The 25,285-nt window shown below is 54.7% G+C and carries 24 protein-coding genes; 7 read left to right on the forward strand and 17 right to left on the reverse strand.

All coding sequences use genetic code 11. The annotated features are described in order from the left end of the window. Window positions 1–13: 13 nt before the first annotated feature. The 3 genes from lplT to SGBXF1_RS19535 all read right to left on the reverse strand — a co-directional run bounded on the left by lplT (window position 14) and on the right by SGBXF1_RS19535 (window position 6,393). A complete protein-coding gene (gene lplT, locus SGBXF1_RS19525; protein WP_186427394.1) occupies window positions 14–1,210 on the reverse strand; it encodes a lysophospholipid transporter LplT in 1,197 nt (398 codons plus the stop codon). Continuing rightward, window positions 1,210–3,363: a bifunctional acyl-ACP--phospholipid O-acyltransferase/long-chain-fatty-acid--ACP ligase gene (gene aas, locus SGBXF1_RS19530; RefSeq protein ID WP_186427395.1), complete on the reverse strand. Its 2,154-nt coding sequence runs from the start codon at window positions 3,361–3,363 to the stop codon at window positions 1,210–1,212. The genes lplT and aas overlap by 1 nt, the downstream gene beginning before the upstream one ends. Before the next feature lie 771 nt (window positions 3,364–4,134). Then, window positions 4,135–6,393, reverse strand: a complete 2,259-nt coding sequence (locus SGBXF1_RS19535) for a molybdopterin guanine dinucleotide-containing S/N-oxide reductase (protein ID WP_186427396.1) — start codon at window positions 6,391–6,393, stop codon at window positions 4,135–4,137. Between the two features lie 219 nt (window positions 6,394–6,612). Here SGBXF1_RS19535 and galR point away from each other — a divergent pair, with 219 nt between their 5' ends. Beyond that, the gene (gene galR / locus SGBXF1_RS19540) at window positions 6,613–7,632 is read left to right on the forward strand and encodes an HTH-type transcriptional regulator GalR (protein ID WP_037418395.1); all 1,020 of its coding nucleotides are present in this window, start codon (window positions 6,613–6,615) and stop codon (window positions 7,630–7,632) included. Here the strand turns inward: galR and SGBXF1_RS19545 are convergent. Next, window positions 7,629–8,084, reverse strand: a complete 456-nt coding sequence (locus SGBXF1_RS19545) for a GNAT family N-acetyltransferase (protein WP_186427397.1) — start codon at window positions 8,082–8,084, stop codon at window positions 7,629–7,631. The genes galR and SGBXF1_RS19545 overlap by 4 nt on opposite strands. 151 nt (window positions 8,085–8,235) lie before the next feature. On the opposite strand from SGBXF1_RS19545, the gene SGBXF1_RS19550 reads away from it, so the two are divergent. Next, complete coding sequence (locus SGBXF1_RS19550; protein ID WP_186427398.1) at window positions 8,236–9,246, forward strand: LacI family DNA-binding transcriptional regulator; 1,011 nt, start codon at window positions 8,236–8,238, stop codon at window positions 9,244–9,246. A 36-nt stretch (window positions 9,247–9,282) separates the two neighbouring features. Here the strand turns inward: SGBXF1_RS19550 and lysA are convergent, their stop codons facing one another. Beyond that, a complete protein-coding gene (lysA, locus tag SGBXF1_RS19555; RefSeq protein WP_186427399.1) occupies window positions 9,283–10,545 on the reverse strand; it encodes a diaminopimelate decarboxylase in 1,263 nt (420 codons plus the stop codon). A 242-nt stretch (window positions 10,546–10,787) separates the two neighbouring features. Between lysA and SGBXF1_RS19560 the strand changes: the two genes are divergently transcribed. Beyond that, complete coding sequence (locus tag SGBXF1_RS19560) at window positions 10,788–11,711, forward strand: LysR family transcriptional regulator (protein WP_061808440.1); 924 nt, start codon at window positions 10,788–10,790, stop codon at window positions 11,709–11,711. Here the strand turns inward: SGBXF1_RS19560 and SGBXF1_RS19565 are convergent. Both SGBXF1_RS19565 and SGBXF1_RS19570 read right to left on the reverse strand, forming a co-directional pair. After that, window positions 11,701–12,855, reverse strand: a complete 1,155-nt coding sequence (locus tag SGBXF1_RS19565; protein ID WP_037418389.1) for an MFS transporter — start codon at window positions 12,853–12,855, stop codon at window positions 11,701–11,703. The genes SGBXF1_RS19560 and SGBXF1_RS19565 overlap by 11 nt on opposite strands. Before the next feature lie 314 nt (window positions 12,856–13,169). Beyond that, the gene (locus SGBXF1_RS19570) at window positions 13,170–14,078 is read right to left on the reverse strand and encodes a LysR family transcriptional regulator (RefSeq protein WP_186427400.1); all 909 of its coding nucleotides are present in this window, start codon (window positions 14,076–14,078) and stop codon (window positions 13,170–13,172) included. A gap of 108 nt (window positions 14,079–14,186) precedes the next feature. Here SGBXF1_RS19570 and SGBXF1_RS19575 point away from each other — a divergent pair, with 108 nt between their 5' ends. Next, window positions 14,187–15,071, forward strand: a complete 885-nt coding sequence (locus SGBXF1_RS19575; RefSeq protein WP_061808438.1) for an MBL fold metallo-hydrolase — start codon at window positions 14,187–14,189, stop codon at window positions 15,069–15,071. A 114-nt stretch (window positions 15,072–15,185) separates the two neighbouring features. Continuing rightward, a complete protein-coding gene (locus SGBXF1_RS19580) occupies window positions 15,186–15,836 on the forward strand; it encodes a DsbA family protein (protein ID WP_037418381.1) in 651 nt (216 codons plus the stop codon). Between the two features lie 47 nt (window positions 15,837–15,883). Here SGBXF1_RS19580 and SGBXF1_RS19585 read toward each other — a convergent pair whose 3' ends face one another. Beyond that, the gene (locus SGBXF1_RS19585; RefSeq protein ID WP_186427401.1) at window positions 15,884–16,591 is read right to left on the reverse strand and encodes a tetratricopeptide repeat protein; all 708 of its coding nucleotides are present in this window, start codon (window positions 16,589–16,591) and stop codon (window positions 15,884–15,886) included. Between the two features lie 191 nt (window positions 16,592–16,782). On the opposite strand from SGBXF1_RS19585, the gene SGBXF1_RS19590 reads away from it, so the two are divergent. Further along, window positions 16,783–18,519: an ABC transporter ATP-binding protein/permease gene (locus SGBXF1_RS19590; protein ID WP_186427402.1), complete on the forward strand. Its 1,737-nt coding sequence runs from the start codon at window positions 16,783–16,785 to the stop codon at window positions 18,517–18,519. A 38-nt stretch (window positions 18,520–18,557) separates the two neighbouring features. Here SGBXF1_RS19590 and agaF read toward each other — a convergent pair whose 3' ends face one another. From agaF to SGBXF1_RS23970, 7 genes are all read right to left on the reverse strand, one after another. Next, the gene (gene agaF / locus SGBXF1_RS19595; protein WP_186427403.1) at window positions 18,558–18,992 is read right to left on the reverse strand and encodes a PTS galactosamine/N-acetylgalactosamine transporter subunit IIA; all 435 of its coding nucleotides are present in this window, start codon (window positions 18,990–18,992) and stop codon (window positions 18,558–18,560) included. 10 nt (window positions 18,993–19,002) lie between these two features. Further along, window positions 19,003–19,896, reverse strand: a complete 894-nt coding sequence (locus SGBXF1_RS19600) for a PTS system mannose/fructose/sorbose family transporter subunit IID (RefSeq protein ID WP_061808435.1) — start codon at window positions 19,894–19,896, stop codon at window positions 19,003–19,005. Then, window positions 19,886–20,665: a PTS N-acetylgalactosamine transporter subunit IIC gene (agaW, locus tag SGBXF1_RS19605; protein WP_061808434.1), complete on the reverse strand. Its 780-nt coding sequence runs from the start codon at window positions 20,663–20,665 to the stop codon at window positions 19,886–19,888. The genes SGBXF1_RS19600 and agaW overlap by 11 nt, the downstream gene beginning before the upstream one ends. Before the next feature lie 14 nt (window positions 20,666–20,679). Continuing rightward, a complete protein-coding gene (agaV, locus tag SGBXF1_RS19610) occupies window positions 20,680–21,156 on the reverse strand; it encodes a PTS N-acetylgalactosamine transporter subunit IIB (protein WP_037418370.1) in 477 nt (158 codons plus the stop codon). Between the two features lies 1 nt (window position 21,157). Further along, entirely contained in the window at window positions 21,158–22,441 is a 1,284-nt protein-coding gene (locus SGBXF1_RS19615) for a D-tagatose-bisphosphate aldolase, class II, non-catalytic subunit (protein WP_186427404.1), read from the reverse strand. A gap of 23 nt (window positions 22,442–22,464) precedes the next feature. Next, window positions 22,465–23,238: a transcriptional repressor AgaR gene (agaR, locus tag SGBXF1_RS19620; RefSeq protein WP_037418365.1), complete on the reverse strand. Its 774-nt coding sequence runs from the start codon at window positions 23,236–23,238 to the stop codon at window positions 22,465–22,467. Between the two features lie 385 nt (window positions 23,239–23,623). Next, window positions 23,624–23,755 carry a hypothetical protein gene (locus SGBXF1_RS23970; RefSeq protein ID WP_255212244.1) on the reverse strand — a complete coding sequence of 44 codons (132 nt, stop codon included), beginning with the start codon at window positions 23,753–23,755 and terminating at the stop codon, window positions 23,624–23,626. On the opposite strand from SGBXF1_RS23970, the gene SGBXF1_RS19625 reads away from it, so the two are divergent. Further along, the gene (locus SGBXF1_RS19625; protein ID WP_061808431.1) at window positions 23,754–24,974 is read left to right on the forward strand and encodes a CynX/NimT family MFS transporter; all 1,221 of its coding nucleotides are present in this window, start codon (window positions 23,754–23,756) and stop codon (window positions 24,972–24,974) included. The two genes, SGBXF1_RS23970 and SGBXF1_RS19625, sit on opposite strands and share 2 nt — an antisense overlap. Here SGBXF1_RS19625 and SGBXF1_RS19630 read toward each other — a convergent pair. After that, complete coding sequence (locus tag SGBXF1_RS19630; protein ID WP_165392874.1) at window positions 24,964–25,137, reverse strand: hypothetical protein; 174 nt, start codon at window positions 25,135–25,137, stop codon at window positions 24,964–24,966. The two genes, SGBXF1_RS19625 and SGBXF1_RS19630, sit on opposite strands and share 11 nt — an antisense overlap. Window positions 25,138–25,148: 11 nt before the next feature. After that, window positions 25,149–25,262 (reverse strand): YmiA family putative membrane protein, encoded by a 114-nt coding sequence (locus SGBXF1_RS19635; protein ID WP_017893837.1) that lies wholly within the window; start codon window positions 25,260–25,262, stop codon window positions 25,149–25,151. Window positions 25,263–25,285: the final 23 nt, after the last annotated feature.

Consider the following 25,285-nt stretch of genomic DNA (forward strand, 5'->3'; position numbering starts at 1 on the left):
CGCGCCCCATCTGTTATTTTGCCCGCCGTTGCGACAACCACAACGCACTTATCGCCAGCGCAAACACCACGCCAAAACCTATTCCTACGCCAACCACCGGCACACTAACTTTCACCGCCAGAGAATACAGGCCGAGCATCAGCAACATTGCGGTGTTTTCCCCTAAATTCTGTACCGCGATCGCATTGCCTGCGCCCACCGAGTTTTTGCCCCGCTCCTGTAATAGCGCATTCAGCGGCACCACAAAGAAGCCGCCCAAAACGCCGATAATCAACAGTACCGCATAGGCGTTAAACAGCGTCGTTTGCAGTGCAAATATCGCTACAGCGACACCGATCAGGATCCCGGCAGGCATGCAGCGTTTCACCGTTTCCAGTGTGACAAAGCGTGCAGCCGCACCGGCCCCTATCACTATCCCGACCGCCACCATCGCATTGAGCAACGTCGGCGTAGCGTTGTCGGCGATACCGAGTGCCACCGGCACCCACAGCACTAACAGGAAGCGCAGCGTGACGCCGGCCCCCCAAAACAGGCTGGTACCGATCAAAGAGAAACGTGTCTGACCGTCGCGCCACAACACCACACAGGCGTTGAAGAAAGCCTGTGTCATGGCACGCGGCGTCCAGGAAACCGCCGGATGTGCCGCCGGCAAGCGAGGAATATACAGATTGGCGATCACCGCCGCCGCGTAGACCACCGCACACACCGCCAGCGCCGCCACAATGTGCCAGTCGGCCAATATGCCGCCGGCCACTGAGCCAGTCAGGATGGCTGCGATGGTAGAAGCCTCCATCAGGCCGTTGGCCTTGACCAACTTTTCGCCGCTGGTGATCTCCCCCAGAATGCCGTATTTGGCCGGCGAATAAGCTGCGGCACCTACACCCACCAGGGTATAGCCGAGGAACGGATTAAGCCCAAAACAGATGACCAGTGCGCCGGCCAGCTTCAATCCATTGGCCACCATCATCACCCGGCCCTTGGCGAAACTGTCTGCGACTTGACCAACAAAAGGAGCCAAGACGATGTAGGTCGCGACAAATGCCATCTGCAAAATCGGCTGGCTCCAGTCGGGGTAAAGCTGTTGCTTGATCAACGCCAGCGTGGCGAACAGCAACGCATTGTCGCCAAAAGCGGACAGAAACTGGGCGCAAATCACAGCAATCATACTGCGCGAAAGCAAGGGTGAATCAGTATTCAACGTCGGGTTCATCAGACAGTCTCCGGCTGTTCAGCCATGTTACGCAGAGTCACAAAATCCGGCTTACCGCTGCCCAGCACCGGTAAGGTTTTCAAAATACGGATATCACGCGGTACCGTCAGTTCAGGGCTGCCCAATTCACGTGCCACCCGCAGCAAAGCTTCGCGGGTCATGCCAGTTGCTGTGGTAAACAGAACCAGCGCTTCACCCTTGCTGCTGTCGCTTTTCACCGTGGCAGCGTGCTGCCCTTCTGGCGCGACGCGTTGTGCCAACAGTTCAACGCTCTCTAGCGAAACCATTTCGCCCGCCAGTTTGGCAAAACGCTTCACCCGGCCACGGATCACGCAGTAACCTTGGTCGTCTAATGTGACGATATCGCCGGTATCGTACCAACCCGGTTGCAGGTTACCCTGTTCATCTTCTGCCGCTGGCGGCTCCAACTCACCCGGACGCTCCACCCGCAGATAGCCTTTCATGATATTCGGCCCCTTCAACTGTAGACGCCCGCCGTTATCAATACCTGGCACCTTTATCAGCCGCGCCTCCATGTTCGGCATAATGCGACCCACAGTACCTACCTTGGCCGCCAGCGGTACGTTGATCGACACCACAGGTGCGCATTCCGTCACGCCATAGCCTTCCAGAATGCGGATGCCGTACTTGTCCTGATAAATCTGTTTGGTGCTGTCCGCCAGCTTTTCCGCACCGGCAACCACATAGCGCAAACGAGCAAAATCATACGGGTGAGCGAAACGCGCATAGTTATTGAGGAAGGTCGCCGTACCGAACAACACGGTGCAGTTGCGGTCATACACCAACTCAGGAACCACGCGGTAATGCAGCGGGCTGGGATAGAGGAAAATACGGCTGCCGGTCATCAGCGGCGTCAACAGCCCAACCGTCAGGCCAAATGAGTGGAACAACGGCAACGATGACATAAAACGGTCACGCGGTGTGAAATCAGCGATGGTGCGGATCTGCTCAACGTTGGCCAATAAACTGGCGTGAGAATGCACCACGCCTTTTGGATTGCCTTCCGACCCCGAGGTAAACAGGATCAGCGCTGCATCATTCGGTTGCTGCGGCAGCATGGCCCGTGCCGGTTGGAACAGATGACGCAGGATCCACAGCTTGTCTGTCAGAGTAACGGTGTCTTTCAGATCCTCCAGGTACACCCAGTTAGCTTCAGGTACCTGCTGCGGCAAATGTGTCAGTTTGCCCTTCTCCAGAAACTGGCGCGAAGTGACAATAGTTTTGATATTGGCGGCGGTCATGGCGCTTTTCAGGCCATTGGATCCGGCGGTGTAATTGAGCATCGCCGGAATGCGGTTACGCAGCGAAGCGCCAAAAATCGCCGCGACGGTGATAGTGGCATTCGGCAATAACATGCCGACATGCTCAGCCTCGGCTGTAAAGCGTTGCAGGATACGGCTGACACCCAGTGCCTTTTTGATCAAAGTCTGGTAGCTGTCTTCCTTAAAGTTAATATCCTCGATGCACGGCTTGCCCCTACCGTAGCGGTGTTGTGCCGCCAGCAGGGCCTGAAACAAAGTCTGTGGTTCACGGGTATCCATGCGCGCCTGCATCATAATCTGATGCAAACGGTCTCCAGCTAGCGCACGGCGATCGCGGGCACGTGGTGCAACCGGCATCGGCAGCGACGTTGGGGGTAAGATACGGATGCTTATCTGTGGGAACCAACGAATCTTAAACACCCCAGCCATACGACCAAAGGGGCTGAACTCAGCGCCATCGAGCCGAATGGGCACCAGGGTCGCCCCCGATTTGGCGGCAATAAAGGCCGCACCATCGTAAACCTTCATCAACGAGCCGGTAACGGTAATTCGCCCTTCAGGAAAAACCACAATCGGCCGTCCCTGTTCCACCATGCGCACCAACTGTTTGATAGCCATAGGTTTGGTAGGATCGAGCGAGACAAAATCGATATAAGGTCGCAGCCAGCGCATAAACCAGCGATCGCCAATGCTGGCATAAACAGCAAACACCGGTTTGATCGGTAAGAACAACGCCAACAAAATGCCATCAAGGAAGGAGATATGATTGGGCGTAATCAGCAGTTTTTGCTGATCAAAATGCCGGACGTCACCCTCGACGCGTACCCGGTACAACAGGCGGAACAACACCCGCAGCATAGAAAAAATCATGCCCTTCTCCCTTTGGCCAAGATGAGCGTAAATGGTTGTAGGGAAAAGAATACTATATGGCAGGCAAAAAAAAACCTACGCATCCGCGTAGGTTGGTGCAATTGAAAATGGCTTCAACATACAGAGTATGCTGATTTCTCACCAATCAATACCTCTGGGATCACCTACTCTAGAGAGGTGCCGATTAAGAAACTACCGATCAATCGCAAGAGTTTTGCTCTAAATGCAACCAGCTGTAAATTTCCCGCGTTCAGTGGAAATAACTCAATGAAAGCTAAACAATCCTGTGCGAGAAAAATACAAAATAGGATTTTGTGTAGGTGGGTGGGTTGAGCTTCAGGCAAAAAAAAACCTACGCATCTGCGTAGGTTGGTGCAAATTAATATGGGTTCAACAAACAAGTTGCTGAGACTCACCAATCAATACCTCTGGGACGTTCAATTTACCCTGTGCTGCCAAATACCAGCCAGCAGGCAATCGCAACATTAAGGCGCAAAGTGTAAGCAGCTGTTTATACCCGTCGCCTTTCAAGCCGCAGCGTTGTTATCTGCTTTACAAGATCCATCCATGGGTCTTGCCCCTTCGGGGCCACTGCAAGCAGCGTTCAAATCTGTTCCCGACAGATTTGTCGCTCATCCCCAGTTACTTACTCAAGTAAGCGCCTGGGAATGAGCGAGCTGGTCGCCTAGCTGTGCTGTACAGGGATGTACAAATGCCGCGAGCGCATGGACGCGCTAAAGCGGCCAACTCGAAATTCATAGAGTATATTGCCTAACGAACGCTCACCTCGACCAGGCAGCTCATGGCATTCGGCCCCTGAGTTAACGGCGAGGTGCCGATATCCAGCGTTAATACGTTGGGATTGCCAGACTGTTCTACCTGCAACTGTTGGGCACCAAACCCCGGATCAAACCAGGCACCCGTAGCCATCAATACCACGCCACGCGTGACACCATCAGTAATAGCAACACCCGCCAGACAACTGCCACGCGCATTGCTGACCTGCACTTCAGTGCCATTGGCAATACCTCGTTTTTCTGCATCCTCAGGGTGCATATACAGTGTCTCGCGGCCGGCGGTTTTATTGCCCTGAGCCAGTGGTGCAGGATCCATCTGGCTATGCAAGCGGTCGCTCGGCTGGATAGAAATCAGGTGCAGTGGCCACTCTTTGGCCTGCGGCGACCCCAGCCATTCAACCGGTGGTTGCCACTGTGGATGCGGTGCAAAATCAGCATAGCGATAACCGGCGATTTTCTCGCTGAACAGCTCGATCTTGCCGCTCGGCGTTTGCAGCGGGTTAGCTTTTGGATCGGCACGGAAGTCGTCAAAGAACACAAATTCCTTCGCCGGTGCCGGCAGCTCGACGTAACCTTTATGCCAGAAATCGTCGAATTCGGGCCATTCCACACCGGTCCCTGCCTGTGCCTGCCCGCACTGTTGATAAATAGATTCGATCCAGGCCCGTTCATCACGATTTTCAGTAAATTGCTCGCGATAACCTAATCGCTCCGCCAAATCGGCAAAAATATCAAAATCGTTGCGCGCCTGATGCTGTGGTGCAATGGCCTGATGCATCGCCAACACGTAGCGATCGCGCGATGAACCGCCAATATCGTTACGTTCCAGCGAAGTCGTGACCGGCAGGACGATATCTGCCATCTTTGCCGCTGGCGTCCACCAGATATCTTGTACAATCACCGTATCCGGCTTCTGCCAGCCCTCCACCAGTCGGTTTAACTGCTGGTGGTGATGGAACGGATTGCCACCGGCCCAGTGCACCAAATGAATATCCGGATAGTGCAACGTTTCACCACGGAACTGATAGGATTCGCCGGGTTGCAACAGCATGTCGCAGATACGCGCAACCGGGATCGCCAACCCGCAGGGATTCGCCCCCACCGGCATCATTGGCCCCGGCGTATCCACTCGCGGGTTGCCAACGCCGTTCATGGAGCCATGCCCAAACGAGAAGCCACCGCCGGGCAGCCCAACCTGACCAAGCATCGCCGACAGCGCTATCATCATCCAGTAGGGCTGTTCGCCGCGGTGGGCTCGCTGCACTGAATAAGAACAAGTGATAAAACTGCGCACACCAATCAATTGCTGCGCCAGCAACGCTATGCGCGCCGCCGGAATGCCGGTGATGGCGCTGGCCCATTCTGGCGTTTTCGCCACGCCGTCATCCACGCCCCGCAGATAATTCGCCAGTTGGTCGTAACCGGCACAGTGGCTATAAAGGAATGCTTCATCCTGCGCCCCTCGACGCTGAATTTCATACGCCAACGCCAACATTAACGCCACGTCAGTGTTCGGGCGGATAGGGATCCACTCGGCATTAACAAATGCTGGGCAGTCATCACGCATCGGGCTGATGTTGATCACTGGGGTACCTTTCTGTACCAGCTTCTGCAACCACGGTTTGAGTGAATGTTCCGCAGCGCCGCCAGAGGACACTTGGGCATTCTTTAACGCCAGCCCGCCGAAGGCGACAAACAGCTCGCAGTGCTCGACCACACTGGGCCAACTGGTCACACGCCCGGTCAATGGGGTGAAGGTGCCAATCACATACGGCAGGAAAAACTGCGCCGAACCCCAGCTGTAATTACCCAACTGATCAACGCCACCACCGCCGCTGAAATAAAAGCGCCGCACCAACGAACGCGCATGATGCAAACGACCGGCGGATGACCAACCGTAGGAACCGGTAAACAGGCCTGAAGGGCCATAGCGATCGCGCACACGGCGATTTTCTTCCGCCACCAGATCGAGTGCCAGATCCCAGTCAACCTCAACAAAATCCTCACGACCACGCAACGTGCGATCACTGCCTTCACGCTTTTGCAGCCAGGAACGGCGCACTGCCGGCTTGCGGATACGTTTATCGGAATAGGCCATTGGCGCAATGGAGTCGAGCAGCGGGGAAGGATCCGGATCATCGGCAAAAGGCTCACAACGGATAAGCCTGCCGTCTTCAACCACGGCGGTATATGCCCCCCAATGCGCAAGTTGCGGATAACGTTTAATCGACATGCGGTTCTCAAACAAGAATAGATGCACAAAAGTAACATTAGCCGGTACGCGGATCCAAAGCACAAATTGCGCTATTAATGCGCCCCGTAAGCCTAAGCGCACGATAAATCGCACATATCTGCAACAGCCACCACAAGTTGCGATCGCCAGCGCTTGCAGCACCGGACTTTTTCCGCAAAACTGAGGAATGTAAGCGATTACCCAGGATGTATGACAGATATGGCTACCATAAAGGATGTTGCCAGGCTGGCGGGTGTTTCCGTGGCCACGGTATCCCGTGTAATAAACAATTCCCCAAAAGCCAGCGAAGGCTCACGCACTGCCGTGCAAGCCGCGATGGAACAATTGCAATACCACCCAAACGCTAACGCCCGTGCACTGGCGCAGCAATCGACAGAAACGCTCGGGTTGATTGTCTCTGATGTATCGGATCCTTTCTTTGGCGCCATGGTCAAAGCGGTAGAACAGGTGGCCTACGCGACCCACAATTTCCTGCTGATAGGCAACGGCTATCACGATGCTGAAAAAGAACGTCAGGCGATCGAACAACTGGTGCGCCATCGCTGTGCTGCGCTGGTGGTACATGCGAAAAAACTGACCGATCGTGAATTAAGCGGTTGGATGCAGCAAATCCCGGGCATGGTGCTGATTAACCGTACACTCCCGGGTTTTGAAGCCCGTTGCGTCGCACTCGACGACCGCTACGGTGCCTGGCTGGCAACCCGCCACTTGATCCAGCAGGGGCATCAGCGTATTGCCATCATTTGTTCCACCCACCAGATTTCTGACGCAGCCGACCGTCTGCAAGGCTATCTCGATGCATTGCAGGAACATGGCATCCCGGTGGATGAAAAGCTGATTGCCTACGGTGAACCTGACGAAATTGGTGGTGAGCAAGCCATGACCGAGTTGCTTGGTCGGGGTAAAAACTTTACCGCGGTGACCTGCTATAACGATTCGATGGCTGCGGGTGCGCTATCGGTGCTCAGCGACAACAGCGTCGACGTGCCGGGCCAGATGTCATTGATTGGCTTTGATGACGTGCTGATTTCACGCTACCTGCGACCACGCCTGACCACCATTCGCTACCCTGTCGTGGCCATGGCGACCCAGGCGGCTGAATTAGCCCTGGCGCTGGCCAATAATCTGCCGCTGCCGGAGATTACCAACATGTTTAGTCCGACGCTGGTGCGCCGCCACTCGGTGTCCAGCATCAATAACGTGTACGAGCAAAACTAACCCAACGCCCGGTGATACAACCGTACCGGGCGGTCGGGATAATCCAGCGCGTCGCCGATATAATGCCAGCCGTGGCGTTCGTAATAACCGCTGAAGTCACTGTAGAGATACAGCTTGCTGAAACCGAGCTGCTGGCTGTAATCCTGCACGTGTTGCTGTAACCGCAGACCCAGACCACTGCCGCGCTGGTTTTCGTCTACGTACAACGCCGCCAGCCAAGGCGTTAAATCTTGGCGGCTAATCAGATCGCAGCGCCATAAACCGACAGTGCCAACCAGTTTCCCCTCCAGCAGAGCGATAAAAGTGACGGGCAAATCTGCCCCACGCAGGCTGCTGTCTACCACACTGGCGAAAAATGCTCGACTGCTCTCACTGCCGAACGCCCGCCATTGCCAGTCAATCACCTGCTCACGGTACTGAGGAAAGTCAGCCAAAAGCACAATACTCGTCATTGCGTCCGCTTTTTTCATTGCCTGATTCTCATTTACACACGTTTAACTGCCACACTATCACCACGATAAAAAGCCACACAGCCAACAGCTAACCCTATGCTAGACTGAGCATTATTTGCCGCCAGCGGATGTTGAAAGGGGTAAGCCACTGATGATCACCATGTTGGATGTTTCCATTCGCGCGGGGGTATCTAAAGCCACAGTTTCACGCGTGTTAAATGGCACCGGCCAGGTGAAAGGGAGTACCCGAGAAGCCGTGTTCAAAGCGATGGACGAATTGGGTTACCGCCCAAATTTTCTCGCCCAGTCGTTGGCGAATAAAAGCTCTAATAGCATCGGGTTGGTCGTGTCCAACTTCGATGGCCCCTACTTCGGCCGCCTGCTCCGTCGTGCCGCTAAGTTGATTGAAGCCAGCGGCAAGCACCTGATTGTCACCGACGGCCACGATACACCGGAAGATGAACTCCAGGCAGTGCAGTTGCTGGCCGATCGGCGCTGTGATGCCATTATTCTCTATACCCGCTTTATGTCCGAATCTGCACTGATGGATTTACTGGACAGGCTGCCAGTCCCGATCATGGTGATCAACCGCGATTTGCCGCAAGCACGAGCACGCTGCGTGTTCTTCGAACAACAAAAAGCCGCCTTTCATGCTGTTGATTATCTGATTCAACAAGGGCATCGCGAGATCGCCTGTATTACCGGCCCCATCAGAACACCTACCGCTCAAGCGCGACTGGCAGGTTATCAACAGGCGCTTGAGCATCACAAGATTGCCTTCGATGCCTCTCGTGTCGCCTATGGCGACAGCAGCGTACAAAGTGGTTATCAAGGGGTGCGCCGGTTACTGGATGAAAATAGCAATTTCAGTGCGCTGTTTGCCTGTAACGATGACATGGCGGTGGGGGCGATGAAAGCATTGCACGATGCGGGCAAACGCCTGCCGCAGGATGTCTCACTGTTCGGCTTCGACGACGAACCCAGCGCCGCTTATTTACAACCTGCGTTATCTACCGTTTATCTGCCGATCGACGTCATGATTGAAGCCGCTATCAGCCAGGCTTTCCGCTTGATTAACAGAGAAAACATTCAGCCGCTCTCACCTTTTACCGGTGAACTTCGGCTGCGGGAATCCGTGGTACCCGGCCCCTACGCCAACTGACTTATCTGGGCGCAGCACTGAACTGCGCCCAAGTCATCAGATCAATTCCAGCGCAATCAACTCTTCAATAGTCTGGCGACGGCGAATCAAGCGCGGCTCACCGTTCTCAAACAGCACTTCCGGCAACAGCGGACGGCTATTGTAGTTCGAAGACATTGATGCGCCATAAGCCCCCGTATCATGGAATACCAGATAGTCGCCGACCTGTACCGGCGGCAGTTCACGGGTTTCAATCCCCCCCCCGGCCTGCTGGGTAAAGACGTCGCCGGACTCACAGAGCGGCCCGGCAATCACAGTATCGCGTAGCGGCTGGTTGGCAGTATCGCGGCCATCAGCCGGCAACAGAGAAATATGGTGGTAGCTGCCGTACATCGCCGGGCGCATCAAGTCGTTAAAACCGGCGTCTACCAGCACGAAGTGACGGCTGCCCATGTCTTTCACCGCCCGTACTTCAGCGACCAGCACCCCAGCTTCCGCCATCAAGAAACGGCCAGGCTCAATCTCTAGGCTTATCGGGTGACCAAGATGGGCGGCAATACGCTCACGGGCGCGGTTCCACAGGCCAAAATAGTGTTCGGTATCAATCGCCTCTTCGCCGTATTGATACGGGATCGACAGACCGCCGCCAGCGGAAATAGCGCTGATATCCTGACCGAGATCGACCACCTGCTGCACCATGGCGTCACACACGCGTTCCAGATGTTGATAATCTACGCCAGAGCCAATATGCATATGCACGCCGATCAGTTTCAGGCCGTACTGTTGAATTTTTGCCACTGCCTGCGGTAAATCGGCATACCAAATGCCGTGCTTGCTGTTCTCTCCGCCGGTATTGGTTTTCTGGCTATGACCATGCCCAAAGCCTGGGTTGATACGCAGCCACACCGGGTGCTCTACAGACACCTGACCTAGTTGCTCCAACATGTCGATCGAACCGACATTGACTGGGATTTTCAATTCACTGACGCGCGCCAGCGTCGCATGATCCAGCACGTCAGCAGTAAACACGATCTCACTTGGCTCACCACCCGGCTGAAAACCGGCCTGCAATGCACGCTCAATCTCTCCCAATGACACCGAGTCCACCTTGACGCCCTGCTCACGCATCAGACGCAGAATATGAATATTCGAGCAGGCCTTCTGGGCAAAACGAATCACATCAAAATGACGCAATTGGCCAATGCGTTCGCTAATGATAGTGGCGTCATAGGCCCATACCGGGCAACCAAAACGCCCAGGCAAGGCCAATAGGTTAGCGGCATTAAGGGCGGTCGTTGTGTCGTGTAAAGCGCGTGGCATGGTGGTATCCCCGAATCAAAATTTGCTTACCTGTCGTATTTCAAGTCGCAGATTTGTCGCTCACCCCAGCTACTTAAGTAAGCGCCTGGGGATGAGCGAGCTGGTCGCCTAGCTGCAACTTGAAATCCATAGGGTATGGTTGAATACCCCAATATTGCCGCACGCTTTCTTGGATGGAAAATATCTATTTAGTCTTAGTCTATTCATCTATGATATGGATTTGCTCATTATGGAACCTGTCGATGCACGCAATAACCCTGCGCCAGATTGAAATCTTCTATGCGGTGATGACTACCGGCAATCTGACCGAGGCCGCTGCGCTGTTGCAGACCTCGCAACCCACCGTCAGCCGCGAGCTGGCACGCTTCGAAAAACTGATTCAATTGCAATTATTCGAGCGGGTGCGAGGTCGTTTATCCCCGACGGTTCAAGGCTTGAGGTTGTTGGAGGAAGTTCAGCGTTCTTATTATGGCCTGGAGCGCATCGTCAACGCCGCCGCAGGCATCCGCCAGTTTCAGCAAGCACAGCTTTCGATCGCCTGCCTGCCGGTGTTCTCGCAGTCACTGCTGCCCGCCGTGTGCAAACCCTTTATTGATCGCTATCCAGAAGTGAGCTTCAGCGTAATCCCGCAGGAATCACCGTTACTGGAAGAGTGGTTATCGGCACAGCGTCACGATTTAGGCCTGACGGAAAATACGCTGACACCGGCGGGAACCGAGCGCATGACGTTGATGACGTTGAACGAAGTGTGCGTGCTACCGGCGGGGCATCCCTTGTTGGCAAAATCGGTGCTGACACCGCAGGACTTTGCTGGGCAACACTTTATCAGCCTGTCAAATACCGACAGTTATCGCCAACTGCTGGACTCGCTGTTCAGTGAGGAGGGTGTTAATCGCCGTCTGGTGATGGAAACCCACAGCGCCGCATCGGTCTGCGCTATGGTTAAAGCAGGTGTAGGCGTGTCGATCGTGAACCCGCTAACGGCGCTTGATTATGCCCACAACGGCGTTCACGTTCGCCCATTCAGCGTTGAAGTCCCCTTCACCGTCAGTTTGATCCGGCCGCTGCATCGTCCTGCCTCGGCGCTGGTCACCGCCTTTACCGAGCATTTGCAACAGCAGGCGGAGTCTCTCCCCGCCCGCTTGGCCGCGGTAATTACACGCTAGCCGGGCGCTTGGCACGGCTAAAGGTGACCAGACACAGTACCAACCCCAGTAGTGCGATCCCCGCAGCAGCCAGAGGGACACTGGTCAAGCCTAGTCCTTGAGCGATCACCACGCCTCCCACCCAGGCACCAATGGCATTGCCGACGTTAAACGCGGCAATATTCAACGTAGACACCAGGTTGGGGGCTTTTTTACCGTAAGTCACTACGTTGATCTGCAATGCAGGCACTGCGGCAAATGCCGCCGCCGCCCACAGGAACAGCGTGATTTCTGCCTGCACCATCGAATGGCTGGTCCAGCTAAATAGCGCAGCGAAGCAAGCAATCACCAGGAAAGTACAGGTCAGCGTCAACGGCAAACGCCAGTCTGCCAGACGGCCGCCCAAGATATTGCCCAGCGTCAGACCCACGCCCATCAACAGCAGCGTCCAACTCACGCCGTGCGACGAAACGCCGGTCACTTCAGTCAACAACGGCGCAATATAGGTAAACAGCGCGAACATCGATGCGGCAAAGGCCACAGTCATCAGTAGCGAAAGCCAGATACCGCCGCCGCGCAGTGCCGCCAACTCTTTTTTCAGATCGGTGGGTGTTTCATCCTTCACCGTTGGCAACTTGCTGTACAGCGCCATCAGAGATAACACACCGATCACCGCCACCGCCCAGAACGTTGAGCGCCAGCCCAACGCCTGCCCCAAGGCAGTACCTAGCGGCACACCCAACACGTTAGCCAACGTCAGGCCGGTGAACATCAGTGCGACAGCAGAGGCACGGCGATTGGGTGCCACCAGATTAGCCGCCACAACCGCCCCGATACCGAAGAACGCACCGTGGCACAATGCAGTGATAATGCGCGCCAGCATCAGGAAATCGTAGCTGTAACCCAAGGCGCACATAATATTGCCGAAGATGAAAATCACCATCAGCAGCAACAAGGTCTTTTTACGCGGCAACCTGGCGGTCAGCAATGCCATAATCGGCGCGCCGATAGCCACGCCAAGCGCATAACCACTGATCAACCAGCCAGCAGAAGGAATAGAGACCTGCAGATCCCTGGCAACTTCTGGCAGCAACCCCATAATAACGAATTCGGTCGTGCCGATAGCAAATGCACTTAATGCCAGTGCGAGCAGAGAAACAGGCATGTGTAACGCTCCCAATCAACAAAGCCCCGGCGGCAGTCGCACGAGGCAGATAAAAACACAAAAAATCGCCGGGCAACCTGGCAGGCTACCCGTGAAAAATCAGAAGTGGAGTGCAAAGAGCCAGGGAATCTGCTTAACCCTATAATTATTAAGTCTTATTCACCCTTCTCACAGGACAGAAATAACATGACGTTCAGTATAAGAACCAGTGACAAGGCCGTGACAGCGCACAAAAAGATCCCATGAACCGTCTAACCGCTTGAATGCGCTGACGATGAAAAATGTGTACAAATATTACGGCCGTGTTAACGATATCAGCGCAGCGTCGCTCGCCAACCGACATCGTTGGCAAACCACTCCACCAGAAAGTCCAACATGGTGCGTAAAGTGGCAGGCATCTGTCGGCGTGAGGTGTAAATACCGTAAATCCCCATGGATTGGGGCTGATAATCTGGCATCAGCTCAATCAGCTCACCACTGGCCAGCAACGGCGCTGCTGAATAGTAAGGCTGCATGGAAATACCGGCACCCTGTACGGTACCCGCCATTAACACCACAGACTCGTTTGCGCTGAGGTTGCCGCTGACCGCAACCGCCGATTTCACCCCTTGGTGATCAAAATGCCACAGGCTTTTACCGAAGTAGGAATACGTCAGGCAGTTGTGCAATGCCAAATCTTGTGGATGACGTGGTGTACCGTGCGCCGCCAGATAAGCCGGTGATGCACAGACTACAGATGCACACGATGACAAGGGCCGAGCGATTAAATTGGGATCCAGTTCATTCGTGATACGCAGCGCCAAATCAATACGTTCCTCCACCAAATTCACCGTGCGATTATTCATTTGCAGATCCACTGCAACCTGCGGATGGCGCTTTAGGTATTGCGCTACCGCCCCCACCAATGCCGTCTGGCCCAAAGACTGCGAACAAGTGATACGCAACAGACCACGCAGTTCGTCGCTCTGTTCACCTTCAACCAAATCAATCTCACCTGCCAGCGCCAACATCTGTCGGCAACGCTCCAATGTGCGCTCTCCAGCGTCAGTCAGACTAAGCTTACGGGTAGTACGGTGCAGTAAACGTGCGCCGGCCCATTGCTCCATTTGGGCCAGATAACGCGTCACCATAGCTCGCGACATTTCCAACGTTTCCGCTGCGGCAATCATGCTGCCACGGTCAACAATGGTGATAAAAACCTCAGCTGCGGTAATGCGATCCATGATTCGTCCGATTTACGCAATGAATAATTGCTTATTATCCGGTTTTTCTATCGCTTTATGCAACCTAACATCTATACAACATTAATCGCTACTCAAGGACCTCTACCCATGTTTAACAAATCATTATTGACTCTGGCCTTCGCCGGCATCACTACCTTCAGCGCTTACGCCACTGCGGCCAATACCCTGACCATGGAAGTGTACAATCCAGGCGAGAAAAGCGTGTTCCCGGTGTCATCTGAGATCATCAGTGGCAAACACGAAGTAGCGTTGATCGATGCTCAGTTCCAGCGCAATGACGCTGAAGAACTGGTGAAAAAGATTAAAGCAACCGGCAAAAAGCTGACCACCGTCTACATCAGCCATTCAGACCCTGATTTCTACTTCGGTCTGGACGTCATTAAAGCCGCTTTCCCACAGGCGAAAATCATCGCGTCACCAGGCACTATCGAAGAAATCAATGCAACCAAAGACGGCAAAGTCGCGTACTGGGGCCCGATCCTGAAAGATAACGCACCAAAAGCGGTCGTTGTACCTCAGGCGCTACAGGGTGACAGCTTCACCGTTGACGGTCAGAAAGTGGAAGTGAAAGGTTTGACGGGTCCAACACCAGAACGCACCTATGTGTGGATCCCAGCACTGAAAGCCGTCGTGGGCGGTGTTCCAGTGGCCGGTGACAATATCCATCCGTGGGTAGCCGATAACCAGACCGTTGAATCACGCGCACACTGGCAACAAACGCTGGAAGGCATCAAGGCATTGAAGCCAAAAGTCGTTGTTCCGGGTCACTTCCTGCCAGGTGCCGATCAGACGCTTAAGTCCGTCACCTTTACCCAGAATTATCTGACCACGCTGGAAGCCGAGCTGCCGAAGACCAAAAATTCTGCAGAACTGATTGCGGCAATGAAAAAGCATTACCCGAACCTGAAAGACGAATCGAGCCTGGAACTGAGCGCCAAGGTGCTGAAGGGCGAAATGAAGTGGCCTCAATAAGCGTGCAGCAAAAAGCAGGCTAAGGCGTTACTGAGATTGCACAGTGAAGTACCCAAACTCCTTCAGGCGGCAATGCTGTCGCCTGAAGGACAGTAGGTATAACGAGGAATAAACATGACCGGCACGACTCTGCATTACATTTTCGATCCGCTGTGTGGCTGGTGCTATGGCGCTGCCCCACTGGTAAAAGCGGCCAAAACTATTCCAGGGCTGACCATCGCCCTGCACGCTGGCGGCATGATGACCGGCAACAATCGCCGTCAGATCACGGATGAATGGCGCAACTATGTCATTCCGCACGATAAACGTATTGCGGAGTTAACCGGGCAGACTTTTGGTGAAGCCTATTTCAATGGGCTACTGCGTGATACCACCGCAGTCATGGATTCTGAGCCGCCAATCACTGCAATACTGGCAGCCCAGGCACTGGGTGGTCGTGGGCTGGATATGCTGCACCGCATTCAAGAGGCGCATTATAAGGAAGGCCGCCGCATTGCCGATACGCCAGTACTGGAAGCATTGGCAAAAGAGCTGGGCCTGCCTTCTGCCCCATTCATCGCCGAAATGCGCTTTAATGCTGGCGCACCGACCGCACAGCACATTGCTCAAAGCCGGGCACTTCTTGCCAAAATTCACGGGCAAGGGTTCCCAACCTTTGCGTTGGAAGACAGCGAAGGCCACCTGCGCCAGATTCCTGCGGGTAACTATCTGGGTAACGTTGAGGCCTGGAAAGAGTTGCTGAGTGGTGCCGCCACCTGGGCTTAAACCTGCAACAGCACCGGGCATTCATTCTGTTGAATGCCCGAGGCTAACTATTCAACCCGCACAAAGCGCCCTTCAGCCCGTACGTTAAAACCAAAACCGCAGTCACCATGGGTGTGCATGTCCAACGAGTCAGCCCTGAACTGCATAGACACATCACATGCCATTGCGTCCTCCGGTTCCCGCTGATGGTATACCGCTTTGCCATGCTCAATCGGCAGCACCTCGGCGAATTCCCCCATATTCGGTCCGTAATACAGCCCCATCTGTGGCATGTAATACCCGGAATAGTTAATCAACCAGTGTCCATCCTGCGGTTTGATGTCCACTTCACTCCAGACGCCACGCCCGGCGTATTGCCAGTAGACACCACCAGGCCCATCCAACGGCGGCTGCTTCGCTAACCGCTGTTGCAACAGCTTTAGGTTATGTTGGGATTTACTGTCTTGCGGTGCCAGTTCTAAATAAGCGCGGGCCTTGAGCAGTTCACCGGCATGCATCAGTGCCAATGCCACGTTATTGTAGGCCGTGGCCGTCGCCTGATCGTCCAGACCACAAAACTCGCTCCAGGCAGCCTGATCGCGGAAAATATCAGCGGCACGCGAATAATCGCCACGCTTATACGCGCTTTTCCCAAGTTCAGCGTAGCTCGCCACCTTGTGACAATCGGCATTAATATCCGGCTCATCAATCTGTGCCATAGCCTGATCGCTGGCAAGCACGCCATAGGCCAATAGCAGGGGAACCAACGCCTTCATCACTTATCCTTTCCGCAATAAACAACCCAAATTTCGGCGCCAGTATAACCGTCATCGTGCATGGCATCACCCTTGACGATTCAGTCGCAATATTTCAAACGGTTAGCTGCGTTAAAACTGCTTACAGTCCAGGTTTGTTTGTTACTTGCCCCCGGCCCATGCTGAAGAAAATGCATAATTTATGGGATCCCATGAACACTACCCCTACCTCTAAACATGCCGTCTGGCAATTGATAAAGCCATTCTGGATTTCGGAAGAAAAATGGCGGGCCTGGTCGATGCTGATCGCCATCATCGTCCTGTCGCTCGGGTTGGTGTATATCAGCGTATTGATCAACCAATGGAACCAAGTGTTCTATGACGCGCTTCAAAACAAAAACTACCCGGTGTTCAAGGCACAGCTTTGGCGCTTTACCTATCTGGCGCTCATTTTCATCGTACTGGCGGTGTATAAAATTTATCTGACGCAAGGCCTGCAAATGCGCTGGCGGCGCTGGATGACAGAGAAGTTCATGGGAAAATGGTTGGCACATCAGGCCTATTACCATACCGAGCAACAGCAGATCGTTGATAACCCCGACCAGCGTATCGCCGAGGATCTCAACGTCCTGACACAATACACACTGTCGTTGTCTCTCGGGCTGCTTTCCAGTCTGGTGACCCTGTTTTCTTTTATCACCATTCTCTGGCATGTCAGTGGGCCAATGACCTTTATCATTCACCAGCATGCCATTACCCTGCCTGGTTACATGGTGTGGTTTGCCCTCTTGTATGCGGTGCTGGGTTCACTATTAATCTGGTGGGTCGGCAAACCATTGGTCCAACTCGGATTTAATCAGGAGCGTTATGAGGCAAACTTTCGTTTCGGCCTGATCCGCATCCGTGAAAACAACGATGCGATTGCACTGTATCAGGGTGAACCGCGCGAAGCACAGCAGCTGGGCGACCGCTTTGACACCATCCGTGCCAACTGGTGGTCAATTATGCGCATCACCCGACGGCTCAATATCGCCTCTAACTTCTACAGCCAATTCGCCATTGTTTTCCCTATGTTAGTAGCCGCTCCGCGCTATTTCTCCGGGGCCATCCAAATGGGTGGCATGATGCAGATCGCCTCCGCCTTTGGTCAGGTCCAGGGAGCGTTGTCGTGGTTTATTGATGCCTTCAGCGATTTGGCAACCTGGAAAGCCTGTGTTAACCGTCTTGCTGGTTTTAACGCTGCGGTGGAACAGGTGCACCATCAGCAACGTGGCATCCAATTGCAGCAGGAAAACGGTCAACCGGTGATCCTCGATCGTCTCAGTCTACAGTTGCCAGACGGCCAGAGTTTACTGGAGCCAACCTCGATGACACTGAAACGCGGCGAGCGCGTACTGATCGTCGGTCCATCGGGCTGCGGTAAATCCACGCTGCTGCGCGCTATCGCCGGTATCTGGCCATATGGCTCCGGTGCGATTGGTCGCGACGCCGCCAGTAGTACCCTATTTCTGCCACAGCGCAGTTATATTCCGATCGGTACGCTGCGGGAAGCACTGAGTTATCCGCACCTTGCAGCCGAATACAGTGATGAGCAATTGTTGAAAGTCTTGGAAAATTGCCGTCTGAAGCATCTGCAACGCTGGCTGGATACCAGCGCTAACTGGAGTCACCGCCTGTCGCCGGGTGAACAACAACGGCTGGCATTCGCCCGCGCCATTCTGACTCGTCCAAACATTTTATTCCTCGACGAAGCCACCAGCGCGCTAGACGATGAGACAGAACAACTGATGTATTGTTTACTGGTGGATGAGTTACCGCAGGTGACACTGGTCAGCGTGGCGCACCGCAACAGCGTGGCGAAATATCATCAAAGCTGTTGGCGTTTTAGCCGCGCAGAAGAAAACCAACCGGCCCGCATGTCACTGAGCCCACTGCCTGTGGCGGGTTAACCTACGGGACGCCGCCCACTGGCGGCGTCCCGTTTTCCTCAGATGCCGTCGGTTTGCACGTCTTCGCATTTTACCCGGCGTCTTTCATGCCATAGGCTGGTCAGGCCGCGCTTGCCGCATGCCAGTGCCACTTCACGAAACTCATCCAGACTCAACCCTTCCCGTTCCAGCATCATTTCTGCCGCCAACTGCATATTCACTCCCGTCAACACCTCACAATCCCCGTGCACGTCAGCCAGTTCACTGGCACAGCGGAATGGTGAACCGCCGAGCATGTCAGTGAGAAATACCACACCGTCCGGTTGCATCACCTCAGCCAGCGCGGCGCTCAGCGCCGCTTTTAACTGGGTGGTGTTCATCTGTTCGGGAAAATTGACCGCGACGCAGTTCTCCTGCGGCCCCACCACTTGCTCAACCGCCTGCAACAGCCCGCTGGCGAAGCCGCCATGGCCGGTAATCACAATGCCTGGCATAACCCTTTCCTCACAATAAACCGATAAACTTGCCCACAACCCCAATCACCACCGTCACACCAATCAATTTGACGGGTGAAAAACCACGTTTCATCAGGAAGAAAATCAGCAGCGTAAAGCACAGAGGCAACAGGTTGGGCATCAGCTTGTCCAGCACGTCAGTCTGTAACGCCACACTGGCCTTGCCGGCATGCATCACCAGCGGGGTGGAAAGATGAACGTATGAGGCCACCAACGCACCGATCACCGTCATGCCGACAATCGAAGCGGCGTGGGATATTCGTCGGGTGTGCGTTTTCAGCAGCGCCAACGCACTGGTACCAGCCTGATAACCGTAATGCGCAAGCCCGAAGCGCAAACCGAAATGGAAAACGTTAAACAACAGGAGGAATACGATCGGCCCGAACAGGCTCCCCTCCAGCGCCAGTGAGGCACCAATCCCGGCACAGATCGGCAGTAGCGTCAGCCAAAACAGCGCGTCGCCAATGCCCCCCAGTGGCCCCATCAGCGCCACTTTTACTGCGCGAATGGTGGAAATTTTCTCCTTATTTTGTTCCATTGCCAACACCAATCCGGAGAGAAAGGTGACGTCAAACGGGTGCACATTGATAAACTCCATGTGCATTTTCATCGAGTTGGACAGATCCTGCGGATTGCGGTGAATCTTGCGCAACGCCGGGATCAACTGATACAGCCAGCCACCGGCCTGCATACGTTCATAGTTAAACGACGCCTGCAACAGCAACGAACGCCAAGCCATGCGGTTGATATCTCCACGGGTCAACGCCTCCGCGGGTTGACTATCGACGTAGTCATCCTGCTCGACCTGGCTGGTGGCCAGTGCCTGTGCTAAACGCTTCTCCGCTTTTTGTGCCAGCACGTCGTCGGAATCATTAAATGCCATCTTCAGCATCCTCCTGTTGTACAGGCTGTTTGGGCGAATCCGCACCGGCCCGTTGACTGTTAAAGAAATCGATCAATGCGATCGCCAGCGCGCCCAGCGCTACTGCCAGAATGGGCAATTTCAGGAAGGTGACGGAAATAAAACCAAGGATGAAGTAGGCCACGTAGGTTTTTTTCATCATCACTTTCATCAGTAATGAGAAACCAATCGCCGGCATCATACCGCCCGCTACCGCCAGGCCATCCAACAGCCAAACCGGCGCCTTTTGCACCATGGCGCTGGCCGCGTCGGCACCGAAATAAATCGGCAAAAACGCCACCACAAAATAGAACGTAAACAGGATGGCAATACCGAGATAATTCACCCGTTCGATACCGCGCCAGTTCAGTTCTTTCACCATACGGTCGCAACGGTGCATCATTGGCGAAAACAAGGTGAACAACAGCGTAATACAGCCCTGTACTGCAATCGAAAACGGCACTGCAACGCCGATCGCTACCTTAGGGTCTGCCTTGGTCAGAATGGCGAATGCTGTGCCAATCACCCCGCCAATCACCACATTCGGGGGCTGAGCTCCCGCCAGCGGCACCATACCCATCCACACCAATTCCAACGTGCCCCCGACCAACAGGCCGGTGTAAACGTCCCCCAGAATCAGACCGACCAGCGGCCCCAGCACTACCGGACGATGGAAGTGGGTCAGACCATCAAACAGATCGACCCCTGCCAATCCTGCCAATAGCGCAATCAATAATGCATCAGTCAACATGATTACCCCCGACCTCAAAACAACAGTTTGCCGATCGCCTCACCCGCTTCATCCGGCACCCGGCGTACCTCACACTCGACACCAAGCGCAGCCAACTCGCGAAAAGCGGCAACGTCATCGTCATCCAGTGAGACCGTTTTATGCACCTGTCGCTTACCCTCGGCGAAATGCATGTTGCCGACGTTCACGAAACGGATCGGCACCCCACCCTGCACCAGTTGCAAAACATCCTGCGGCGTTTTACATACCAAAAAGATTTTCTGCCGATCTGCCGCTTTGTGGATCACGTCGATGGTTTTCTGCAGCGTGAAATAGCGCGTCTGCACCCCTTCAGCCACCACCATGTCCATCAGGTTTTGTTGCACGGGATCGGCGGCAGCTTCATCGTTGGCGACAACCACCAGATTGGCACCCAAGGTATTGGTCCAGGTCACGCCGACCTGGCCGTGCACCAGGCGGTTATCGATACGCGTCATCAGGATATTTGGCATTTCAATGCACCTCCGGATAACAGGCGGCATGGTAATCAACGAGCACCTGCGTCACCTTGTGCATCACCCAATCCTGGGGATCCTCGCTTAGCTCACCTGCATTCATTGCACGGGCCTGATCGGGTAGATATTGACTCAACAGCGCCAACGGGACGGGATGACTACGCAAATTGTCTACCAGCTTTTCCACTGCCTGCTGGACCTGCGGTTGCGGCCAGTAGTAACGTACCCGGTCACTCAGACTGTAGTGGCGATCGAGATATTGTTGATGCGGATTGCCGTGGTAATAACGGCTCCACTGCTGTGGTTGCTCGCGCATCACCTGTTCCAGCGTGGCACACAGCTGTGCCGACTGATGCTCGCCCAACCATTCACGTTCAATATGATCCAGGGCGAACAGCGCCTCGCGCAGGGCAAAAGTCAGCGCAGGGCCGACTTTCAGGATGGCGAAATGGTCGCTCACCAGCTGCCGGTAGGCCTGTGGGGGTTGGTAATCCGTTGAGTGTGCCTCGTAAACCATACCCGGTTGCCGTTCGATAAAACGGCTTAGCGCATGGGCACGCTGCGGTTGGTAGTGTTCCACGCTGTGATGATCAAACTCGACACCCGGCTGCACCACCAGCGCAATGGTTCGCGTCCAGGCATCGACCAATTCTGCCTGTTGCCAAGCCTGCCGGTGAACGTCAAGCGTTTGCTGTACGGCTTGTGGCGTAGTGACCTGCATACCTTCCAGCGCTTCCTGTGCGCCACCTGGCACCGGTACTTCAGTGCCGATGACATACACCGGTGCCTCACCGCCGCTTTCCTGCCAGGCACGTTCTGCGACGGCACACAATCGCGCTGCGCGAGTGGCCACCGTTTCATCATTCAAAGGGAAAGGATCGCCAGCGCAAGACATGGAGCAATCAAGGTGAATTTTACGAAAGCCGGCACGGACATAATCATCGATTAGTGTTTCTGCCAGCATCATCGCCTCTTCTGCCGGGCGATCCTGCCAGGCATTCGGGCCGAGATGGTCGCCCCCTAACCAGAGACGATCACGCGCCAGCCCTACATCATCTGCCAACAGCCACAGGGCATCGCGGAATTGCTCCGCGGTTTGGCCAGTGTAGCCGCCAAATTGATTCACCTGATTCGATGTGGCCTCAACCAGCACTGGCGTACCACGCTCTTTGGCCTGCCGCAGGGCTGCTTTCAGCACCCAGGGGTGAGCGGAACAAACGGAAAATATCCCAACCGGTTTTCCGGCCTTGTGCTGCTCAATAAGCTGTAACAACTGCTGCATGAATCCCCCACGCAGGCGCCGTACTACCGATCGGCGATGACAACCTCCACGCCCAACTCGGTTAACGCCCGCTCGTAATCGTCCGGAAGAAGGCTGTCGGTAATCAGCCGATGAATTTGTCCAGCTTCACGAATCATGCAAAAGCTCTTGCGACCAAACTTGCTGGCATCCGCCACGGCGATGATCTCGCGCGCCACCTCACACATCACACGGTTAAGGTGTGCCTCACCGGGGTGAGGCGTGGTAATACCGGCAGCCAGATCGAAACCGTCGACCCCCAAAAACAATTTGTCGAAACGGTACTGGCGCAATTGCTGCTCGGCAGCTGGACCGTAGAGCGAGTAGGAGTTACGGCGCACACTGCCACCCAGCACCATCACCTCCACCCCATCGTTACCTGAAAGCTCATAAGCAATGTTCAGCGCATTGGTCATCACCACCAAATCGCGTCGCCCTTTCAGGAACGGCACTATCTGAGTGGTGGTGGAACCGGAATCGAGGATCAGCGCATCACCATCACGCACATAGCTTGCTGCTACGCTCGCGATCTGCGACTTCACGTCGCGGTTTAACCGCCCCTTGTCATGTAACGGACGATCGAAGGCGAATTGTTGATTGAGCATCGCGCCGCCGTAAGCCCGTAGCGCACACCCTTTTCGTTCCAGAAAGCGCAGATCGTTGCGGATCGTCACCGTGGATACTGCAAATTGTTTGCTGAGCTGCTCCACGCGCACGCTTCCGTGTTCGCATAACAGATCAATAATGTGTTCACGTCGTTTTGCGGTATTCACTGGCATGAGCTGCGGTCCTCAGGTTTCCGGCCGGGCCGGGGAGAAGATGGCTTTCGCTCTACTGCGCTGGCATTACAGCAAAGCGAAAGCAATGAAATTGTGATCGGGGCTACAGCGCTGTTTTAGCAGAAAAATTGGCTAAAAACCTTTCGAATCGAAATGAAGTGAAAATTTTTAAGGACAGAGAAAGGCAAAGTGAAATATCAGAGCGGGCGCAGTTGCCGGGATGAAGAGCCCGATGATATGCAGAAAACGAAAGCGGTGGTGTAGCCGTCTACCTGGCTGACTTTTAATTCATCAGGTGATCGGGATCACATAATAGCAATTATGCTTCCTTAACCTTTCCTCGCAAACACCAGAATTGCGTCTCTGCCGTTTCAGCGCCCCCTTGTCAGGCCGGGGGATCTTCCCCTACACTTGCGCGCAGATATCGGCCAACTGTCGGTACGTAAGCGTTAACGTCAATCAACGCATCATGCCGTGCAGCATTGATTGACTGCATGCCCTGGTGCGAGGAACTCATGCCCCATTCTGCCTTACCCCAAACGTCTGCCGCTATAAAACGCAGCCGGTTACGCCATCCCTTATTACTGATCTGCGGCATTATGTTGGTTGCGGCCAACCTGCGGGCCGCACTGACCAGCGTTGGCCCATTACTGGAACAAATCCAACAGCAGCTGGCCCTATCCGCTACCTCGGCTGGCCTGCTTAACTCATTGCCGCTGATCCTGTTCGCTGTGTTATCACCAGTGACACCCGGTCTGGCCAAACGTATGGGTATTGAACGCACTCTGGGTATGGCGCTATTACTGTTGGTTACCGGCATTGTGCTACGTTCCCTGCCGCAAACCGGCATGCTGTGGCTGGGCAGTGTTTTGATTGGCGCCGCTATCGCATTTGCCAACGTGGTGTTGCCGACACTGGTGAAACGCGACTTCCCGCAACGGGCCGCCGCGATGATTGCAGGCTATGCCGCCGTGATGTCGCTGGTCGCGGCTACCGCTTCTGGCCTGGCCGTACCGCTGGCAGCACTGAACAATCTAGGCTGGCGTTTTTCCTTGCTGTGTTGGAGCCTACCGGCTTTATTGGCGTTGATTGTCTGGCTGCCGCAACTGCGCCGCCCCGCCACGTCCATGCGCAGCACCACTCCCGTCGTTCAACCTGTGCCATCCCGCTCCCCTTGGGGCAGTGCGCTTGGTTGGCAAGTCGCGCTGTTTATGGGCTTACAGTCCATTACCTTCTACACCATTATCGGTTGGTTCAGTGCCTTTGCCGCCAGCCACGGCACCTCGCCGCAACAGGCGGGTTTTGAGCTGTTTATTTATCAACTGGTGGCGATCGTCGCTAACTTCGTCATGGTATTTATTCTGCCGCGTGCACGGGATCAGCGGGCTATCGCACTGTGCAGTTCGCTGCTGATTTTTATCGGCGTTGCCGGTCTGTTATTGAGGCCGGAAAATTCGCTGGTGTGGTTGATTTTTGCCGGATTGGGGGCGGGAAGCTCTCTGGTGCTGGCACTGTCCTTCTTTGGCCTACGCAGTAGCCATCATCACCAGGCCACACAATTGTCGGGTATGGCGCAATCGGTAGGCTATCTTCTGGCGGCACTGGGGCCAACGTTGTTCGGTCTGCTGCACGATCTAACACAAGGCTGGCGGTTACCGCTGGCCATTTTGCTGGGGTTGACGCTGCTGCAAATGCTGTTCGGCATGTTGGCCGGACGCAATCGGGTTATTCATTAACATCGGGCCGTGCAGGCTGCTCCGATGTAGACTCTACGGCGTCGTCTTGCCATAGGTCGTTGATAAACGCCCGTTGCTCACGAGTCAACTGCCAGGAAGGGGGGATCTTGGCCGGGCTATCATCCCGGGCGCCCCCCGTATTCTTTACGCGTTTTTTGTCCATCGACACATTTCCTAAATAAGCAGCCAATAAATCACAGCGGCGACGGCCAACCAAAACACCCCGCAGCCGATAAACACGCACAGCCAAGCTTTACGTTTGATATCCGCGTCATCCTTGCTTATCACAGCCGCCTCGCATAATAGATTAA

The sequence above is a fragment of the Serratia grimesii genome (genome assembly GCF_900186025.1).
Classification (GTDB): domain Bacteria; phylum Pseudomonadota; class Gammaproteobacteria; order Enterobacterales; family Enterobacteriaceae; genus Serratia; species Serratia grimesii.

Coding starts and splice junctions, on each gene's coding strand:
- agaV (WP_037418370.1), bottom strand. CDS start 21,156: ATGCCAAATATCCTGATGACGCGTATCGATAACCGCCTGGTGCACGGC.
- SGBXF1_RS19560 (WP_061808440.1), top strand. CDS start 10,788: ATGCACGCAATAACCCTGCGCCAGATTGAAATCTTCTATGCGGTGATG.
- agaW (WP_061808434.1), bottom strand. CDS start 20,665: ATGTTGACTGATGCATTATTGATTGCGCTATTGGCAGGATTGGCAGGG.
- agaR (WP_037418365.1), bottom strand. CDS start 23,238: ATGCCAGTGAATACCGCAAAACGACGTGAACACATTATTGATCTGTTA.
- SGBXF1_RS19585 (WP_186427401.1), bottom strand. CDS start 16,591: ATGAAGGCGTTGGTTCCCCTGCTATTGGCCTATGGCGTGCTTGCCAGC.
- galR (WP_037418395.1), top strand. CDS start 6,613: ATGGCTACCATAAAGGATGTTGCCAGGCTGGCGGGTGTTTCCGTGGCC.
- SGBXF1_RS19575 (WP_061808438.1), top strand. CDS start 14,187: ATGTTTAACAAATCATTATTGACTCTGGCCTTCGCCGGCATCACTACC.
- lysA (WP_186427399.1), bottom strand. CDS start 10,545: ATGCCACGCGCTTTACACGACACAACGACCGCCCTTAATGCCGCTAAC.
- SGBXF1_RS19615 (WP_186427404.1), bottom strand. CDS start 22,441: ATGCAGCAGTTGTTACAGCTTATTGAGCAGCACAAGGCCGGAAAACCG.
- aas (WP_186427395.1), bottom strand. CDS start 3,363: ATGATTTTTTCTATGCTGCGGGTGTTGTTCCGCCTGTTGTACCGGGTA.
- lplT (WP_186427394.1), bottom strand. CDS start 1,210: ATGAACCCGACGTTGAATACTGATTCACCCTTGCTTTCGCGCAGTATG.
- SGBXF1_RS19545 (WP_186427397.1), bottom strand. CDS start 8,084: ATGACGAGTATTGTGCTTTTGGCTGACTTTCCTCAGTACCGTGAGCAG.
- SGBXF1_RS19535 (WP_186427396.1), bottom strand. CDS start 6,393: ATGTCGATTAAACGTTATCCGCAACTTGCGCATTGGGGGGCATATACC.
- SGBXF1_RS19625 (WP_061808431.1), top strand. CDS start 23,754: ATGCCCCATTCTGCCTTACCCCAAACGTCTGCCGCTATAAAACGCAGC.
- SGBXF1_RS19590 (WP_186427402.1), top strand. CDS start 16,783: ATGAACACTACCCCTACCTCTAAACATGCCGTCTGGCAATTGATAAAG.
- SGBXF1_RS19565 (WP_037418389.1), bottom strand. CDS start 12,855: ATGCCTGTTTCTCTGCTCGCACTGGCATTAAGTGCATTTGCTATCGGC.
- SGBXF1_RS19580 (WP_037418381.1), top strand. CDS start 15,186: ATGACCGGCACGACTCTGCATTACATTTTCGATCCGCTGTGTGGCTGG.
- SGBXF1_RS19570 (WP_186427400.1), bottom strand. CDS start 14,078: ATGGATCGCATTACCGCAGCTGAGGTTTTTATCACCATTGTTGACCGT.
- agaF (WP_186427403.1), bottom strand. CDS start 18,992: ATGCCAGGCATTGTGATTACCGGCCATGGCGGCTTCGCCAGCGGGCTG.
- SGBXF1_RS19630 (WP_165392874.1), bottom strand. CDS start 25,137: ATGGACAAAAAACGCGTAAAGAATACGGGGGGCGCCCGGGATGATAGC.
- SGBXF1_RS19550 (WP_186427398.1), top strand. CDS start 8,236: ATGATCACCATGTTGGATGTTTCCATTCGCGCGGGGGTATCTAAAGCC.
- SGBXF1_RS23970 (WP_255212244.1), bottom strand. CDS start 23,755: ATGAGTTCCTCGCACCAGGGCATGCAGTCAATCAATGCTGCACGGCAT.
- SGBXF1_RS19600 (WP_061808435.1), bottom strand. CDS start 19,896: ATGGCATTTAATGATTCCGACGACGTGCTGGCACAAAAAGCGGAGAAG.